Source organism: Streptosporangium sp. NPDC004379 (assembly GCF_042873875.1).
In the GTDB taxonomy this organism is placed as follows: Bacteria; Actinomycetota; Actinomycetes; order Streptosporangiales; family Streptosporangiaceae; genus Streptosporangium.
In genome coordinates, this window is the sequence record NZ_JBIAMC010000014.1 from 149,030 (window position 1) to 166,440 (window position 17,411).

The following is a 17,411-nucleotide window of genomic DNA, read 5'->3' on the forward strand; positions in this document are numbered from 1 at the left end:
GGGACCCGTCCTTCATGACCGTCGCCGCAGGCCCGGTGTTCTCCCTCCGGGAGATCCCGTTCAGCTTCCGCGGATCGTGGTTCGACTTCTCCCCGGTGATCGCGGAGAACACCCACGCGCCCGATGTCCACCTGGTGTCGCACCAGACCGGAATGCACCCGATCCTGCGGCTGGTCCCCACCGCCGGCGGGGACCGCGCCGGGACCGGCCTGTCGGCCACCCCGTACACGCTCACCTGGACCCACGACGGCGGGCGGATCGACCTCGCCTACGAGACCCCCGACACCGTACGGGTACGCGGCCGGGGACTGGGGATGCGGTTCGTGGCGGCCGATCCGGTCCTGACGCCGTTCAGCGGACCGTACTTCTACGCCGATCCCGGCGACGGCTCGTGGGTCCTCACCGTGTACCAGACCGGCCGCCGCTACCGGATCACCCTCCTCGCCGGGCGGGCCGAGCCGTACGGCGAGCAGGTGCTCGGCACCGCCGAGCGCGGCGTCGCGCTCGGCGGCGACGAGCCGTGGGAGATCGCCGTCGAGGAGTACGAGACCGCCCGCGCCCCCTACCACGGCGGGGCCGGCTTCGAGCGGGTGGCCGCGGCCGCGCGGGCCGACTTCGCGTCGTTCCGGGACGCGGTGGCGCCCTGGCGCAGCGACCGGACGCCCGCCGCCGAGCTGGCCGCCTACGTCCTGTGGTCGGCCACGGTCCGCCCGGCCGGGTTCGTCGCCAGGCCCGCGGTGCTGATGTCCAAGCACTGGATGGACAAGGTCTGGAGCTGGGACCACTGCTTCAACGCCATGGCCCTCGCGGACGGGCTGCCGGAGCTGGCGTGGGACCAGTTCCGGCTGGTGTTCGACCACCAGGACGCCACCGGGGCGCTCCCCGACTCGGTCACGCATTCGGAGATCCTGTACAACTTCGTCAAGCCCCCCATCCACGGCTGGGCCCTCTCGCGGCTGCGCCCGCTGCGTGACGGCGGGGCCGCCGAGGTGTACCCGCTGCTGGAGCGGTGGACCTCCTTCTGGCTGACCCGCCGGCGCGTCCCCGGCCACGAGTTCGCCCACTACCAGCACGGCAACGACAGCGGCTGGGACAACGCCACCACCTTCGACCCCGAGCGCGTCGTCGAGACCGCGGACCTGGCGGCCTTCCTCGTCCTCCAGATGCGCGAGCTCGCCCGCCTGGCCGCCGAGCTCCGCCTCCCGGACGCGGCCGCCGCCTGGGACCGGGGGGCCGACCGCATGCTCCGGGCGCTGCTGGCCGAGCTGTGGGACGGCGACGGGTTCGTCGCCAGGAGCCCCCGCACCGGCCGCACGTGGTCCGGTTCGAGCCTGCTCGACCTGATGCCGATCGTGCTGGGGGAGGAACTGCCGCAACCCGTCCGCGCGTCGCTGGCCGCCCGCATCGAGGCGCACCTCACCGAGTTCGGGCTGGCCACCGAACTCCCCGTCTCACCCCACTACCGGGCCGACGGCTACTGGCGCGGCCCGATCTGGGCGCCTTCCACCGTGCTGGTGGAGGACGGCCTGCGCCGCGCCGGATACCCGGTCCTGGCCGACGAGATCAGCGCCCGCTTCCGCGGTCTGTGCGAGAGGTCCGGGTTCGCGGAGAACTTCGACGCCCGCAGCGGCGCGGGGCTGCGTGACCGCGCCTACACCTGGACCGCCAGCGCCTATCTCATCCTCGCCGCCGCCCACGAGCGCCGGGAGGGGCCGGTCGCGGCCGCCACGGTGTGACCCTGTGGGCGCTGTGTGGCCCGTGACGCCGCCGCCCGCCAGGGGAAGCGGGCGGCGGTGACCCCGCCGGGACGGCCGTCCGCCCCGGCGGGGTCCTTCACCGAGGGTCAGACCCGGGTCCATTTCTGGTTGGTGCCGCCGTGGCAGGTCCAGATGTGGACCTTGGTGCCGTTGGCGGTGCCGTAGCCGGAGACGTCGAGGCACTTGTTCGCGCCGACGGCGGTGATGCTGCCGTCGGTGTTGAGGCGCCACTTCTGGTTGTTCTGGCCGTTGCAGTCCCAGATGGTGACCGCGGTGCCGTCGGCGGTGCCGGCTCCGCTCACGTCCAGGCACTTGCCGCCGTAGACCCGCAGCTCACCGGCGCCGGTGGTGGCCCACTTCTGGTTGGCCTGACCGTTGCAGTCCCAGATCTGCACCTGCGCGCCGTTGGACTGCGAGGCACCGCTGACGTCCAGGCACCGGCCCGAGCCCACGCCCTTGAGCGCGCCGCCCGCCGGCGGGTCGACCGTGGGGGTGGCCGTCGGCGTGGGCCCCGGGGTGCCCGGGGGCAGCAGCGTGACGGTGAAGGCGTCGTCGACGGCGTTGTTCGGCAGGTTCACCGCCGTGCCGTTGCCCGACAGCGTCACCACGGTGTTCTGCACGGTCACCGGACCGGCGACGGCCCCTCCGCCGTTGTACGGGATGCGCTCGGTCACCACCCGCACCTGGTTGTTCTGCACCAGGCCCTCGACGGTGTCCAGGCGCTGCAGGCCGACCGCGAGGTTGCCGGTCGTGCGGCCGCCGCCGACCAGGATCCTCGCCTCCCCGCTCGCCTTGGTCGCGAACGCGTCATAGCCGGAACTGGGGGTGACGGAGGCGATCTGCCCGGTCTGGGAGCCGTAGAAGCGGTAGACCCACCACTCGCCCTTGGGCCGGTACTGCCCGGAGGAGTCGCGGGTGAGCAGGTTGGCCAGGTCGTTGTGCAGATTGCCGCCGCCGGCCCAGTTGGCGCGCAGGCCGTCGGCGCCGGCCCTCTCCAGGCGGGAGATGTACCAGGCGCCGTCGCCGGGGTTCTGCTCGTTGGAGGCGCCGTACTCGTTGATCTGGTACGGGCGCGGGTGCGGGATGCCGCGGGAGCCGAGGGTCGAGTCGGCGGTGGCGACGTTGGCGACCGGGTCACCGGGCAGGGAGTGCCAGCTGAAGATGTCGGGGACGACGTTGTTCGCCTTGACGTAGTCGAGGTACTGGGTCCAGAAGCCGCCGTTGGACGGCACGCAGGCGCAGCTGGGGCCGACGATCAGGTGGGACGGGAACGCCGTGCGGATGCGCTGGTAGGCGCGCTTCCACATCTCCAGGTACTGGGAGATGGGGCGGTTCCAGAACAGGGTGATGTTGGGCTCGTTCCACAGGTCCCACTGGACGGGGGCCCCGGTGGCGCGGACGTCGTTGACGAGACGGGTGAGGAAGGCGTCGTAGTCGCTCCAGTCGCCGTTGTCGCCGGGGAAGCGCGAGATCGGGTAGCCGTCGGCGCCCCACAGGTCGTGGACGAGCAGGACGAACTCGCCGCCCAGGGAGCGGGTGCGCAGCAACTGGGCGCGGGTGGCGTTCCAGCGGCGGTCGTACTTGCCCGACACCCAGCCGCCGGGGCCGTCGAGCTGCGCCCCTCCGGCCCGCATGTACCGGAACTTCACGTCGGTGAAGTAGTTGTCCGGGGGATTGGCCCCGTTCTCGGTCATGCCGTAGATCCATCCTGAGGCCCGGTGGGTCGGCGAGCCGCCCGCGGAGGAGAAGTTCACGCTGATCGACTCGTCCGCGGCCTGGGCCGGCGTCACCGCCGCGAGGACGGTTCCGGCGACGAGCGCACCGAGGGCGAACAGCGTGGCGATCCCGCGGCGGCCTGTGCGCCGCCTCTTGCCTTTCGTTTCCACTCATGACTCCTTGGACGGTGGGGGGTGGGGGAGCCGGCGCCGGCGGTGGCCCGCCGGAGACCGCCCGGCTGAGGCCCCGGGGACGGAGGGCGCCGCCGTACGGTGTCCCGGCACGGCGGCGTCGCCGATGGTGTCGCGCGTGTGACGTCCGGTTCCGCTCGCGCACCCGCGTGTGCGCGGCGTCGGATCGGTGGGCCGGTCGTCTCTCCGGCCTGGGGAATCTCTTATCGAATCGATTCGCCTGAAGGGTAGGTCTCGTCAACGGGGGATGTCAATGGTGCGTGTCCCCGGCATGAACACCGTGTTTCACCCGGCCGGTACGTGGCGATGCGCGACGGATCTCCGCCTCCGGCGGTCGTCCGCCGGGCCCCGGCGGCTCCGGGCCGTCGGCCACCGGATTCCGGATGTCCGCGCGATCCGGCGGATACGGGTCGTGAAAGTTTCATGTTTATGACACATCTGTTAACGCGAATGTACCCACTCATCGTCCCCAGGGGTCCGGTATGCCGGAATCGACGAGGCGGGCCCGGCTCGACCGTGACATGCGGATCACCGATGGAAGAGGGAAAACCCCTGTCCGGCCGGGCGGAGGGACCGTATCCCTACTGGCGGATGGGAATGCTTGACACCCATGATAGGTGGGCCTATTTTCATCCCGAATCGGTTCGAAATCATCGTATGTTCAGGTCCTTCGTCCACCGTGCCACGTGCCGTCCGCCGGGAGGAGTGCGCGCCGGCCGCGCCGCCCCGGTGATCACGGCGCGCTCGCCGGAGACCGGCCGGGTGAACCGCGTGCCCCGCCCACGCTCCCGCCCCCATTAGGAGATCTCGGTGCATGACCGCTCACCCCGCACGGCCCGGAGATCCGCCCCGGCAGGCCCCACCGTCGCGGCCGGCCGGCTCGATGGGCGGCCCGCGTGCTGAGGATGACCGGGATCGGCAAGAGCTTCCTGGGAGTCAGGGTCCTCGGCGGAGTCGACCTGGAGGTCTCCGCCGGTGAGGTCCACGCGGTCGTGGGGGAGAACGGCGCGGGCAAGTCGACGCTGATGAAGATCCTCGCCGGGGTCCACCCCCCGGACGAGGGGACGATCGAGATCGACGGCCGGAACATGGCGTTCCGGCACCCGGTCGAGGCGCAGCGGGCCGGAGTGGCGATCATCTACCAGGAGCTCACCCTGCTCCCCGAGCGGACGGTGGCCGAGAACGTCTTCCTCGGCCGTGAGCCCGTCCGGCGGGGACTGGTCGACCGCGCCGCGATGGAGTCGGCGACCGGTGAGCTGCTGAGGTCGCTCGGCGAGGAGTCGTTCGGGCCGCGTGATCCCGTCCGGCGGCTCTCCGTCGCGCGGCAGCAGGTCGTCGAGATCGCCAAGGCGCTGTCACTGAACGCCCGGATCGTGGTGATGGACGAGCCGACCGCCGCCCTGGCCGACCACGAGGTCGAACTGCTGTACACGCTGGTGCGGAGGCTCACCGGACGCGGCATCGCGGTCCTGTACATCTCACACCGGCTCCGTGAGGTCTTCGAGCTGGCCGACCGGATCACCGTGCTCAAGGACGGCGCCCGGGTCACCACCGCGGAGGCCGCCGGTCTGGACACCCCGACCCTGGTCCGGCTGATGGTCGGCCGGGAACTGGACTCCTACTACCCGCCCCGGGCCGCGGAGCCCCCCGGGGAGGTGATGCTGAGCGTGCGCGGCGGCGGCAACGCCAGGCTGCACGGCATCGACCTCGACCTGCGCGCGGGCGAGATCGTCGGCCTGGCCGGGCTGCAGGGCTCCGGCCGCACCGAGCTGGCCAGGGCGCTGTTCGGCGCCGACCCCTTCACCCACGGCGAGATGACGCCCCGCCTCCCCCGTTCCGTCCGCGAGGGCATCGCCGCGGGCATCGGCCTGGTCACCGAGGACCGCAAGGCCGAAGGACTCCTGCTGAACCAGCGGGTGCGCGACAACGCCCTGCTCGTGGCCCGCGCCACCCGGAAGCGCGGCCCCGGGATCGAGGAGCTGCTGGAACGGGTGCGCCTGCGCCCGCCCCGGCCCGCCCAGGAGGTCCGGCTGCTGTCCGGCGGCAACCAGCAGAAGGTCGTGCTGGCCAAATGGATGACGGTCGCCCCGCGGGTCCTGCTGTTCGACGAACCCACCCGCGGCGTCGACGTGGGCGCCAAGGCCGCCATCCACGACCTGATGCGCGAACTCGCCCGCGACGGCACGGCGGTCCTGATGATCTCCTCCGAGCTTCCCGAACTCATCGGCATGAGCGACCGCATCGTGGTGCTGCGCGACGGCCGCGTCGCCGGAGAGCTGCCCGCCGGCTCCACCGAGGAGGCCGTGATGCGCCTGGCGGCCGCGTCATGACCCAGCAGCTGAAGCTCCGGCCCGTCCCGGCCGCGGGCTCCTTCCTCCGGCGGCTGTCCGCCGACTGGCCCGCGCGCGCCGTCTACCTGGCGCTGGCCCTGCTCATCGTGCTGGGCTGGCTGCTGTTCGCCCTGGACGGCGAGCACTTCCTCAGCCAGGAGAACATCGTCGGCATCCAGCAGCGGTCGGCGGCGCTGGGCATCGTCGCGGTCGGTCAGACCCTGGTGATCCTGGCCGGCAGCCTGGACCTCTCCGTGGCCTACCTGATCAGCCTGACCTCGCTCGTCGCGGCCGAGATCATGGCCGGAGGCGACGCGAACGTGCTGCCCGCGGTCGCCGCGGTGCTGGCGGTGAGCGCGCTCACCGGCCTGGTGAACGGCCTGATCGTCACCCGCCTCCGGGTACACGCCTTCATCGCCACGCTCGGGATCGCGCTGATCATCCGCGGGGCGCTCGACGAGCGGTACGACGGCCCGGCGGGCAGCGTGCCCGCGTCCTTCCAGCACCTCGGATACGACCGGATCGGGCCGCTGCCGGTGTCGGCGCTGCTGTGGGCCGCGGTGGCGGCGGCCGCGTGGTTCCTGCTGACCCGCACCCGCCCGGGGTACCGGATCTACGCGGTGGGCGGGGACTCCGAGGTCGCCCGGCTCTCCGGGATCCGCACCGGGCGGGTCGTGGTCACCGCCCACGTGCTCTGCTCCGTCTGCGCCGGGATCGCCGGGCTGCTGCTCGCCTCGCGGCTCGGAGCCGGCGCGCCGACGGTGGGAACCGACGGCGGATACGACCTGGAGTCGATCGCCGCGGTCGTACTCGGCGGGACGGCCCTGGCCGGAGGCCGCGGCGGGGTCGGCGGGACCGTCGGCGGAGTCCTGCTCCTGGCCGTCCTCGACAGCATCTTCAACCAGCTCCAGGTCAACTCCTTCGCCAAGGACGTCGTACGGGGCGTGGTCCTGGTGGCCGCCCTGGCCGTCTACGCCCGCAGGAGGCGGAACGGATGAGACGAGCGCTGCCGATCCTCGTGGTGCTGGCCGGACTGCTGATCGCCATCGCGGCCGTCAACCCGTACTTCCTGGAGCCGCCCGCCCTCCTCGCCTTCGTCAAGCGGGCCGCTCCGCTGGTGATCCTCGCGACCGGGCAGTACTTCGTCATCGTGTCCGGCGAGTTCGACCTGTCGGTCGGCTCCCTCGTCACCGCCGAGGTGGTGATCGCCGCCCGGCTCATCGACGGCTCCGCGGAGGCGACCTGGCCCGTGCTGGCCCTGCTGCTCGCTCTCGGACCGCTCGTCGGGCTGGTCAACGGGACCGTCACCACCCGGCTGCGGGTCCCGTCGTTCATCACGACGCTCGGCATGCTGCTGATCCTGTCCGGCGCGGTGTTCCTCTGGACGGGCGGCGCGCCCCGCGGCGCCCTGTCCCCGGAGTTCCGCGAGCTGGGCCGGGGGAGCCTGGGTCCGGTGCCCTGGGCGGTCCTGATCCTCGTCGCGGTGACCGCCGCCGCCGTCTCCGCGATGCGCGCCGGGTTCGGCCACACGCTGGTCGCGGCCGGCGACAACGACCGGGCCGCCGCCCTGTCCGGCGTCCGCGTCGCCCGGGTGCGGACCGCGGCGTTCATGATCTCCGGGCTGTCCGCGGCGGTCGCCGCGGTCCTGCTCGGTGGCTTCGCAGGGGTGTCCGCCCAGGTCGGCCAGGGGCTGGAGTTCCAGGCCATCACCGCCGTCGTGCTCGGCGGCGTGGCCCTCGGCGGCGGCCGCGGCTCCGTGGTCGCCGCGATGGCGGGCGCCTTCACCCTGGAGGCGCTGTTCACCCTGCTCAACCTGTACGGCATCTCGGGGGCGCTGGAGCCGGCCGTACAGGGCGTGATCATCATCGCCGCGGTGGCGCTGGGAGCCGTGCGCTTCCCGCGCGCAAGAGCCGCGGCCGCCCCGTGATGGAAGGAAGACCATGCTCACATATCCGCGGCGGCTCCTCGCCACCGCCGCGCTGGCCGTACTGACGCTGTCGGCGGTCTCGTGCACCAGCGACAAGCCCGCGCCCGCGACCTCCGCCGCGGCGTCGGCCGGATCGGAGGACAGCGGCACCGGCGCCCAGTCGAAGTTCTTCGTGCAGGCCGACTACGACGCCCAGATGGCGATGCGCGAAGCCCGGCCGGACGGCCCGGCCGGCAGGCCGTGGGAGCAGAGCATCGACCCGAAGCCCGTCGACACCGCCGAGTACAGGAAGGCGGGCCCGTACCACCTGTGCTTCTCCAACGCCGCGGTCGACAACCCCTGGCGGCAGGTCGGCTGGAAGACCATGCAGGCGGAGGTCGCCCTGCACAAGGAGATCACCCGCTTCACCGCCCTGGACGCCGAGGGCAAGGACGACAAGCAGATCTCCGACATCGCCGAGCTGCAGACCAAGGGCTGTGACGCGCTGATCGTCTCGCCCAACACCACGGCCACGCTGACGCCCGCCGTGGCCGGGGCCTGCCCGAAGGTGCCGGTCATCGTGTTCGACCGGGGTGTCCAGACCGACTGCCCGGTCACGTTCATCAAGCCGATCGGCGGCTACGCCTTCGGCGCCGCGGCCGCCGAGTTCCTCGTCGAGAAGGTGCCCGCGGGCGGGAAGGTCCTGGCGCTGCGCATCTCACCCGGCGTGGACGTCCTGGAGACCCGCTGGTCGGCGGCGAAGGTGGTCTTCGACAAGAGCGACCTCAAGGTCGTCGGCGCGGAGTTCACCGACGGCGACGCCGCCAAGACCAAGAGCATCGTCAGCGACTACATCCAGCGCCACGGGAAGATCGACGGCCTGTGGATGGACTCGGGCGCCACCGCCGTCGCGGCGGTGGAGGCGTTCGAGGACGCCGGGCAGCCGGTGCCGCCGATCAACGGGGAGGACCAGCAGGACTTCCTGAAGAAGTGGAGTGACGCGAAGCTGACCGCGATCGCCCCGACCTACCCGACCTACCAGTGGCGCACGCCGGTCATCGCGGCACTGAAGATCCTCAAGGGCGAGCAGGTGCCCAAGGTCTGGAACCTGCCGCAGCCCGTGATCACCCAGGAGAACCTCGCCGCCTACCTCAAGCCCGGCATGCCACCCCTGCACTACGCCCTGTGCGGCTGCGAGGACCTGCCCGGCTACCCCGGCAAATGGGGCGGCACCTCGTGATCGGGGTCAACACCTGGGTCTGGGTCTCGCCGCTCACCGACGAGTCCCTGGCCGCCCTCGCGCCGCGGATCGCGGAATGGGGTTTCGACGTCGCCGAGCTGCCGGTCGAGCGGCCCGGCGACTGGGACCCCGGGAGGGCGGCGGCCCTCCTGGACGGGCTCGGGCTCCGCGCGTCGGTCGTGCTCACGATGCCGCCGGGACGGGAACTGGTCGGCGCCTCGCCGCGGACCGTCCAGGACACCCAGGACTACCTGCGGCACTGCGTGGACGTGGCGGTGACCGTCGGCGCGCCGGCGGTCAGCGGGCCCGCGTACGCCTCCGTCGGCCGGGCCTGGCGGATGAGCCCGGACGAGCGGCGCTCGATCTACGCCGAGCTGAGGGAGAACCTGAAACCGGTCGTCGCGTACGCGGCCGAACGCGGGATCAGGATCGGCGTCGAACCGCTCAACCGGTACGAGACCAGCGTCGTCAACACCGTCGAGCAGGCGCTCGAGGCCCTCCCCGAGGAATGCGGGCTCGCCCTCGACACCTACCACCTGAACATCGAGGAGAAGGACCCCCTGGGGGCCGTCCGCCTGGCGGGCGCCAGGATCGCCCACATCCAGGCGAGCGGGACCGACCGCGGCGCGCCCGGCTCCGACCACTTCGACTGGCCGGGCTTCACCGTGGCCGTGCGTGACGCCGGCTACACCGGACCGCTCGTGATCGAGTCCTTCACCGCCGACAACAGGACCATCGCCACCGCCGCATCCGTCTGGCGTCCCCTCGCCCCGAGCCAGGACGCCCTCGCCACCGAGGGGCTCGCCTTCCTCCGCGCCCTCACGACCTGACCGTCCTTCCCGATCGGGCCGGCCCCCTGCGGGCCGGCCCCCCGACCTGACCGGCCCCCCGACCCGATTGGCTCCCATGACCTGATCATCTTCCGCGACTTGACAGATCTTCATGACCTGATCCGCCCTTCCGGTCTGACCGGCGCCCCCTCCGGGCCGGTACGACCCACGCCTTCGCCTCCCTTTCCGACTCCGACCGTCCCCGGTAACCCCCAGGAGATCCTTCATGCGAAGATCACACCTGCTCCCCGCACTGGCCGCGGCCATGCTGGGGCTCCTGCTGTCCGCGGTGCCACTGGTGGCACACGCGGCGGCGCCACAGTTCAAGGTGCTGCTGTTCAGCAAGACCGCGAGCGGCGCCTACCGGCACGACTCCATCGCCGCCGGCATCTCGATGTTCCAGCAGCTTGCGGCCGACAACAACTTCCAGCTCGACCAGAGTGAGAACTCCGCCGTCTTCACCACGTCGAACCTCAACACCTACGACGCGGTGATCATGCTCCAGACCTCGGGCATGGTGTGGGACAACGACGCCCAGCGCCAGGCCATGCAGGCCTACGTGCGCAGCGGCCACGGCGTCGTGGCGATCCACAACGCCGTCGACATGAACATCGAGTCGCAGTTCCCGTGGTGGGACCAGACCGTGCTCGCCGGCGCCCACATGACGCAGCACTCCTCGATCGTTCAGGGCACCGCCAAGGTCGCCGACAAGGTCCACCCCTCGACCAAGGGCCTGCCGGACCGGTGGACCCGTACGGAGGAGTGGTACAACTTCGACAAGAACATGCGCGGCTCGGTGCACGTGCTGGTGACCGCGGACGAGACCACCTACGACGCGGGCCCCAACAAGATGGGCGCCGACCACCCGATCTCCTGGTGCCACAACCCGGAGGGCGGCCGTGTCTGGGCCACCGCGATGGGCCACAACGCGTCCTCCTACTCCGAGGCGCAGTTCAAGCAGCACCTGCTGGGCGCGGTGAAGTGGGCGGCGGGCGCGGAGCCCGGCGACTGCGGCGGCACCGTCTCGGCCCGTTTCCAGAAGGTCACCCTCGACGGCGCGCCGGACCAGCCGATGGAGCTGGACGTGGCCGCCGACGGCAGGGTCTTCTACATCTCGCGCTCGGGCAAGGTGAACATGATCCCCGCGAACGGCGGGGGCACGCGCGTCATCGGCACCCTTTCGGTGTACGACGGCGGTGAGGACGGCGGGATCGGGCTGGCACTGGACCCGAACTTCGCCGCCAACGGCTGGATCTACCTCAACTACTCGCCGTCGAACGGCGGCGAGGTGAACCGGGTCTCCCGGTTCACCTTCAACGGCACCAGCCTCGACATGGGGAGCGAGAAGAAGCTCATCGAGGTTCCGGCGTTCCGCAACGTCGACGAGCCCGGTCACACCGGGGGCTACATCACGTTCGGGCCGGGCGGCAACCTGTACATCGCCCCGGGCGACGACACCAACCCCAACGCCTCCAGCGGCTACGCCCCGATCGACGAGCGGCCGGGCCGGGAGCACTACGACGCCCAGCGGTCCGCGGCCAACACCAACGACCTGCGCGGCAAGATCCTGCGCATCCACCCCGAGTCCGACGGCACCTACACGATCCCGGCCGGCAACATGTTCGCGCCGGGCACGGCCAAGACGCGGCCCGAGATCTACGCGATGGGCTTCCGCAACGCGTTCCGCTTCTCGGTCGACAAGGTCACCGGCTGGCTCTCGGTGGGCGACTACGGTCCGGACGCGGGCAGCGCCAACCCCAACCGCGGCCCCGAGGGCACGGTCGAGTGGAACCTGATCAAGCAGCCCGGCTTCTACGGCTGGCCGTACTGCACCGGCAACAACACCCCGTTCAACGACTTCAACTTCTCCACCAACACCTCGGGGGCGAAGTTCAACTGCTCGGCGCCGGTCAACGACTCGCCGAACAACACCGGCCTGACCAACCTGCCGGCCGCCAAGCCCGCGACCGTGTGGTACAACTACCACGCCTCGGCCGAGTTCCCCGAGATCAACTGCTGCGGCGGCGCGGCCCCGATGGGCGGCCCGTTCTACCGCTACGACGCGGCCGGCGCCTCCGACCGCAGGTTCCCCCAGTACTTCGACGGCGCGACCTTCCTGTACGAATGGAGCCGCAACTTCGTCAAGGAGATGCGCCTCGACTCCTCCGGCAACCTCCTGAAGATCAACCCGTTCGTGGCGAACATCGCCCCGCACGCGCCGATCGACATGAAGTTCGGCCCCGACGGCGCGCTGTACATGGCCGACTGGGGCAACGGCTTCGGCCACGCGAACACCGACGACGCCATCTACCGCATCGACTACGTGGCCGGGAACCGCGCCCCCGTGGCCAAGGCGAGCGCCACCCCCGACTCGGGCGCCGCGCCGCTGACGGTGGCATTCTCCTCGGCCGGCTCGTCCGACCCCGACGGCGACGCGATCACCTACAGCTGGGACTTCGGCGACGGCGGGACCTCCACCGCCGCCAACCCGTCCCACACCTACACCACCAACGGCACCTACACCGCCAGGCTGACCGTGCGGGACGCGAGCGGGAAGACGGGAAGTATCACGCTGACCATCGCCGTCGGCAACACCCGTCCCAAGGTCGTCTTCTCGGCTCCGCCGGACGGCGGGTTCATCGACTTCGGTGACAAGGTGTCCTACACCGTCAACGTCACCGACCCCGAGGACGGCACCGTCGACTGCTCCAAGGTCAACGTGTTCACCGCGCTCGGCCACGACCAGCACGCCCACGACACCGGCCAGTTCACCGGCTGCTCCGGGACGGTCACGACGACCGCCTCGGGCCACGACGAGGCGGCCAACGTCTACTACGTCCTGGGCGCGGACTACACCGACAAGGACGGCCTGAAGGGCAACGCCGGCATCACCCTGCAGCCCAAGCACAAGCAGGCCGAGCACTTCAACGGCTCCAACGGCGTCCGGGTCGTCGACGAGGCCGGAGCCGAGGGCGGCAGGCGCGTCGGCGACATCTCCAACAACGACTGGATCTCCTACACGCCGGTCAACCTGTCGGGGATCGACACGGTGTCCTTCCGCGTGTCGGCGCCGTCCGCCACCGGGGCGTCCATCGAGCTGCACGCCGGCTCGCCGACCGGGACGCTCGTCGCCTCCAGCTCCGTGCCGTCGACCGGGGGATGGAACAACTACGTGTCCCTCCCCGCGGTGCGGGTCACGAACCCCGGCAGCACCGGCGACCTCTACGTCGTGTTCAAGGCGCCGTCGGCGAACGCGTTCGACCTCGACTCCCTGACCTTCGGCGGCAAGGGCGTCGGGCAGGGCGACGGCACGTCGCCCTCGCCGTCGGCCACGCCGACGTCCCCCGGGGACACGAGCGCGCTGAAGGGGACCGCCTCGGGGCGGTGCCTGGACGTCAGCGGTGCCTCGCAGTCCAACGGCGCGCAGGTGCAGATCTGGGACTGCAACGGTCAGAACAACCAGAAGTGGACCTCGACCAGCGCCGGTGAGCTGCGGGTCTACGGCAACAAGTGCCTGGACGTGACCGGAGCGGGCACCGCCGACGGCACGGCGGTCACCATCTGGGACTGCAACGGCCAGAACAACCAGAAGTGGCGTCTCAACTCCGACGGCAGCATCACCGCCGTCGGCGCGAACAAGTGCCTGGACGTCTCCGGCTCCGGCACGGCCAACGGCACCAGGGTGAACATCTGGACCTGCACCGGAGGAAACAACCAGAAGTGGACCCGAGCCTGACCGCTCGCTGACGCGACGACCGGGCCCGGCGCCCCCGCGAAGTCCGCGGGGGCGCCGGGCCCTCGCATGGAACGGCCCCCCTGAGGCGCGGTGCGCGCCTCAGGGGGGCCGTCGTGGATCGTGTGGATCAGAGCATGGTCAGGGGGCGTGGTCAGGGTGTGGTCAGGTCGAACCGGTTGACGGTGACCGCGCCGCCGAGTGCCTGGGTGGCGTAGTTGAAGACGGCGTAACGGTAACCCATGAAGAACTGCCAGGCGTTGCCCATCGTGAAGGCCGGCCCGAAGGAGGTGAAGTTCACCCCGTCGGTGCTGTAGGAGAACCTCGCCTGCCGGCCGCTGCCGGGCCGGATGTCGGCGTTGACCCGCAGCCAGATCCGCCCGCCGGAGATCGCGGTGGAGGCGACCTCGGTGCCGGTGGAGGTGGTCTGCCAGCTGCCGTTCATGGTCAGGTTGTTGGTCGCGACCAGGCGGGTCTGGCCGTTGTCGCGTCTGACGCCGATCCAGGCCGACGAGTCGCGGAGCATCGCCAGACCGCTCCGGTCACCGTCGCGCATGGCCGAGTAGTCCAGCTGGATCGTCGCGGTCGACGACGGGCCCAGGATGCGGTGCGTGAGGGTGTTGCGGGCCGAGTACAGGTCGTTGGTCACCGTGGCGGTCTGCAGCCGCAGCCCGTTGCCGACGCTGTACCTGGTGGTGTCGGGGTTGTGGTTCCACTCCCACTCCGGGCCGAGCTGGGTGCCGGTGAAGGTGTCGGTCCCGGTGGGCGACTTCACCTGCCGCGGCGGGCGCGGGACGTTCGGGTAGGGGTAGGAGCCGCCCCAGCCGCCGTTCACGGTCTGCACGGTCGGCCAGCCGTCGGAGGTCCAGGTGATCGGGGCCAGTACGGGGATCCGCCCGCCGGGGTAGGCGTCCTGGAAGGCCATGTAGTACCAGGCGCCGTTCTGGGTCTGCACCAGCCCGCCCTGGTGCGGCACGCCGCCACCGGAGACCGGGCCGGACATGTTGAGCAGCACCTGGCGCATCTCGTACGGGCCGAACGGGCCGTTGGTGGACTTCAGCACGTACTGGCCGTTGGCCGGGCGGGTCAGGAAGATGTAGTAGGACCCGTTGCGCTTGTACATCCGCGACCCCTCCAGCGTGCCAACGCTGGACGGCGTGGAGAACACCTGCTGGCTGCGGACCTCGGTCTTGCCATCGGCCGACAGCTGGGCCACGCTGATCTGGGTGTTGCCGTAGGCGACGTACATCGTGTCGTTGTCATCGACGAGCAGCCCGGCGTCGTAGTAGCACTTGTTGATCGTGGTGTGCCGGTTCCAGGGGCCCTCCGCGGCGGTGGCGGTGTAGATGTAGGTCTTGCTGAAGTCGATGCAGCCGCCCCAGTAGAAGGTCTTGTTGCTCTTCCGGTAGTTCAGGAACGACGCCCAGATGCCGTTGACGTACCCGCGCCCGCCGCTCATGTCGTACTTCGACCCGAAGTCCAGCTTGGGCACGGAGTGGCCGGCGTACTCCCAGTTGACCAGGTCGTAGGAGCGCAGGATCGGCGCGCCGGGCGAGTAGTGCATCGTGGAGGCCGAGTAGTAGTAGGTGTCGTCGACCCGGAGGATGTCGATGTCGGCCAGGTCCTCCCACAGCACGGGGTTGGAGTAGGTCGACGACGGCGGCCACGGCCCGCTCGTGGGGGTGGCCGACGGGCTCGGGCCGGTCGACGGGCTGGTGCTGGGGGAGGGCCCGGTAGACGGACTGGTGCTCGGCGAGGGGTCGACGGTCCCGCCGCAGGCGACGCCGTTCAGCGCGAAGTTCGTCGGCACCGGGTTGGAGCCGTTCTGGCTCCCGTTGAAGCCGAAGCTCGCGCTGCCGCCGGTGGGGATGGCGCCGTTGTAGTCCGCGTTGGTCACGGTGACCTGGGCGCCGGACTGGGTGTGGGTGCCGCTCCACAGCTGGGTGACGGTCTGCCCGGCGGTGAACGACCAGGTCAGCTTCCAGCCGTTGACCGGATCGCCGAGGTTGGTGATGCTGACGTTGGCTCCGAAACCGCCGGACCACTCGTTGGTCACGGTGTAGGTGACCCGGCAGCCCGCGGCGGCCTGGGAGGAGCCGGCCGTCGCGATCCCGAGGGCGCCGAGCGCCGCGGCCATCGCGGCCGCGAGCCAGCGCCGATGTCGGATGAAACGCATTGATGTCTCCTGGGAGGTGGGGGATCCCCGCGAGGGGGCGTCGGGCGATGCGTCAGGAGGTGGTGCAGGGGGCTCCGTTGAGGGTGAACGCGGTGGCCTTGCCGGCGTCGCCGGTGTGGGTGGCCTGGAAGCCGATCTCGGTGGAGGCTCCGGGCGCCAGGGAGCCGTTGTAGGTGACGTTCTTCGCGGTGACGCGGCCGGTGGCGGGGGTGTAGGTGGCGTTCCAGCCGCCGGTGATGGTCTGCCCGCCGGGGAGGGTGAAGGCCAGGGACCAGCCGTTGACCGCCGAGGTTCCGGTGTTGGTGACGGTGAGGTTCTCGGTCAGCCCGTTGTTCCACGCGTTGACGGTGGTGCCGACCCGGCAGGCGACCGGCTCGTCGGGGGGCGTCGGGGTGACGCTGGGCGACGGGGTGATCGTCGGGGTGATCGACGGGCTCGGTGACGGGCCGGGGCCCTGGCTGATGCTGCCGGGGACCGACTGCAGGGCCTGGTACCAGGCGGCGGCCATCTTGTCGTAGCCGGTCGCGGTGGGGTGGACGCCGTCGATCAGGTCGGCCGTGGTCAGCTTGGCGTGCATGTCGACCAGGTGGACGTGCTTGCCGTTGTTCACCTTGGACTGCACGATCCCGGGGACCGCGGCGTTGAAGGTGCGGGCGGCGGCCTCCTGGCCGGAGTTCGACAGCGGGATGATCGTCGCGACGAACACCTCCGCGTTGGGCGCGGCCGCGGTGATGTGGTCGATCAGCGTCGACAGCCGGGACGGCGCCGAGGAGACGTTGTAGTTCTGCAGGATGTCATTGGTGCCGATGTGCAGCAGCACCGTGCGGGGGGTGTAGGTGCGCAGCCAGCCGTTGATGTTGGCGTCGATCTGGTCGATCCGCCACCCGGGATGTCCCTCGTGGTCGTGGTCGCCCAGACTGCCCGGCCCGTTGTACTGCGATCCGACGAAGTCGATCGTGTAGCGGCCGGCCGCCAGGCGCTGCCACAGGCCGATCCGGTAGCCGCCCGGCACCTGGGTGCCCTCGGTGATCGAGTCGCCCAGCGGCATGACCCGCACCCCGCCGTTCGACTCCGCGGCGGCGGTGCCCGCGGCCGTCACCGAGCCCAGCACCGCGGCCGCCGCCAGGGCCACGGCCGACAGCGTCGCGGTCCACGGGCGTCTCCGCGCGGCCGGTCCTCCTTCCGCGTTCCGGCGGGGCCGGTCCGTCCGGCCGGCGGCGTCCCGGCCGGGAGCCGGCGCGCCGGCGGTGACGGTGGTTCCAGCGCCGGTCAGGCGCCGGAGGCGTGCGATCTTCATGGGTGCTCCCGGGGGGTGCGGGGACGGGTCACGGGTTGTCGTCGCTCACGTGTGCGGCGGACAGGGACACGGGCCTGTCCGCCGCACACGGGTCACGGGGTGGTACGGCGGGGCGCGCGGTGATCCGCGTCGCGTCCGGCGGGGGGGGGCGCCCCCCCCGCCGCGGGGGGTCGGGGGGGCGCCCCCCGGCGGGGGGGGGGGCCCGCCCGCAGGGGGGGGTGCGCGCGGTCAGGGG

10 protein-coding genes are annotated in these 17,411 nt (G+C 71.3%); 7 read left to right on the plus strand and 3 right to left on the minus strand.

Annotation, left to right across the window (positions count from 1 at the left end):
- The first annotated feature begins 14 nt into the window (after positions 1-14).
- Positions 15-1,736, plus strand: coding sequence for an amylo-alpha-1,6-glucosidase (locus ACFYSC_RS27510; RefSeq protein WP_389967474.1), 1,722 nt, complete (start codon positions 15-17; stop codon positions 1,734-1,736).
- A 107-nt stretch (positions 1,737-1,843) separates the two neighbouring features.
- Here ACFYSC_RS27510 and ACFYSC_RS27515 read toward each other — a convergent pair whose 3' ends face one another.
- Entirely contained in the window at positions 1,844-3,643 is a 1,800-nt protein-coding gene (locus ACFYSC_RS27515) for an RICIN domain-containing protein (RefSeq protein ID WP_389967477.1), read from the minus strand.
- A gap of 926 nt (positions 3,644-4,569) precedes the next feature.
- On the opposite strand from ACFYSC_RS27515, the gene ACFYSC_RS27520 reads away from it, so the two are divergent.
- The 6 genes from ACFYSC_RS27520 (at position 4,570) to ACFYSC_RS27545 (ending at position 13,706) form a co-directional block, all read left to right on the plus strand.
- Positions 4,570-5,994: a sugar ABC transporter ATP-binding protein gene (locus tag ACFYSC_RS27520; RefSeq protein ID WP_389967561.1), complete on the plus strand. Its 1,425-nt coding sequence runs from the start codon at positions 4,570-4,572 to the stop codon at positions 5,992-5,994.
- A complete protein-coding gene (locus ACFYSC_RS27525; protein WP_389967480.1) occupies positions 5,991-6,992 on the plus strand; it encodes an ABC transporter permease in 1,002 nt (333 codons plus the stop codon). The genes ACFYSC_RS27520 and ACFYSC_RS27525 overlap by 4 nt, the downstream gene beginning before the upstream one ends.
- Positions 6,989-7,921: an ABC transporter permease gene (locus ACFYSC_RS27530; protein ID WP_389967483.1), complete on the plus strand. Its 933-nt coding sequence runs from the start codon at positions 6,989-6,991 to the stop codon at positions 7,919-7,921. The genes ACFYSC_RS27525 and ACFYSC_RS27530 overlap by 4 nt, the downstream gene beginning before the upstream one ends.
- A 13-nt stretch (positions 7,922-7,934) precedes the next feature.
- Positions 7,935-9,140, plus strand: coding sequence for a substrate-binding domain-containing protein (locus tag ACFYSC_RS27535; protein ID WP_389967486.1), 1,206 nt, complete (start codon positions 7,935-7,937; stop codon positions 9,138-9,140).
- Positions 9,122-9,970 (plus strand): sugar phosphate isomerase/epimerase family protein, encoded by an 849-nt coding sequence (locus tag ACFYSC_RS27540; protein ID WP_389967489.1) that lies wholly within the window; start codon positions 9,122-9,124, stop codon positions 9,968-9,970. Before ACFYSC_RS27535 ends, ACFYSC_RS27540 begins: the two co-directional genes overlap by 19 nt.
- Before the next feature lie 226 nt (positions 9,971-10,196).
- On the plus strand, positions 10,197-13,706 hold the full coding sequence (locus tag ACFYSC_RS27545; protein ID WP_389967492.1) for a ThuA domain-containing protein: 3,510 nt from the start codon (positions 10,197-10,199) through the stop codon (positions 13,704-13,706).
- 151 nt (positions 13,707-13,857) lie between these two features.
- Here the strand turns inward: ACFYSC_RS27545 and ACFYSC_RS27550 are convergent, their stop codons facing one another.
- Positions 13,858-15,879: a family 43 glycosylhydrolase gene (locus ACFYSC_RS27550; protein ID WP_389967495.1), complete on the minus strand. Its 2,022-nt coding sequence runs from the start codon at positions 15,877-15,879 to the stop codon at positions 13,858-13,860.
- 52 nt (positions 15,880-15,931) lie between these two features.
- On the minus strand, positions 15,932-17,176 hold the full coding sequence (locus ACFYSC_RS27555; RefSeq protein ID WP_389967497.1) for a cellulose binding domain-containing protein: 1,245 nt from the start codon (positions 17,174-17,176) through the stop codon (positions 15,932-15,934).
- Between the last annotated feature and the right edge of the window lie 235 nt (positions 17,177-17,411).

Excerpts from the sequence above, each read along its gene's own strand:
- ACFYSC_RS27510 (WP_389967474.1), top strand. The coding sequence starts at position 15 with ATGACCGTCGCCGCAGGCCCGGTGTTCTCCCTCCGGGAGATCCCGTTC.
- ACFYSC_RS27520 (WP_389967561.1), top strand. The coding sequence starts at position 4,570 with ATGACCGGGATCGGCAAGAGCTTCCTGGGAGTCAGGGTCCTCGGCGGA.
- ACFYSC_RS27525 (WP_389967480.1), top strand. The coding sequence starts at position 5,991 with ATGACCCAGCAGCTGAAGCTCCGGCCCGTCCCGGCCGCGGGCTCCTTC.
- ACFYSC_RS27530 (WP_389967483.1), top strand. The coding sequence starts at position 6,989 with ATGAGACGAGCGCTGCCGATCCTCGTGGTGCTGGCCGGACTGCTGATC.
- ACFYSC_RS27535 (WP_389967486.1), top strand. The coding sequence starts at position 7,935 with ATGCTCACATATCCGCGGCGGCTCCTCGCCACCGCCGCGCTGGCCGTA.
- ACFYSC_RS27540 (WP_389967489.1), top strand. The coding sequence starts at position 9,122 with ATGGGGCGGCACCTCGTGATCGGGGTCAACACCTGGGTCTGGGTCTCG.
- ACFYSC_RS27545 (WP_389967492.1), top strand. The coding sequence starts at position 10,197 with ATGCGAAGATCACACCTGCTCCCCGCACTGGCCGCGGCCATGCTGGGG.
- ACFYSC_RS27550 (WP_389967495.1), bottom strand. The coding sequence starts at position 15,879 with ATGCGTTTCATCCGACATCGGCGCTGGCTCGCGGCCGCGATGGCCGCG.
- ACFYSC_RS27555 (WP_389967497.1), bottom strand. The coding sequence starts at position 17,176 with ATGAAGATCGCACGCCTCCGGCGCCTGACCGGCGCTGGAACCACCGTC.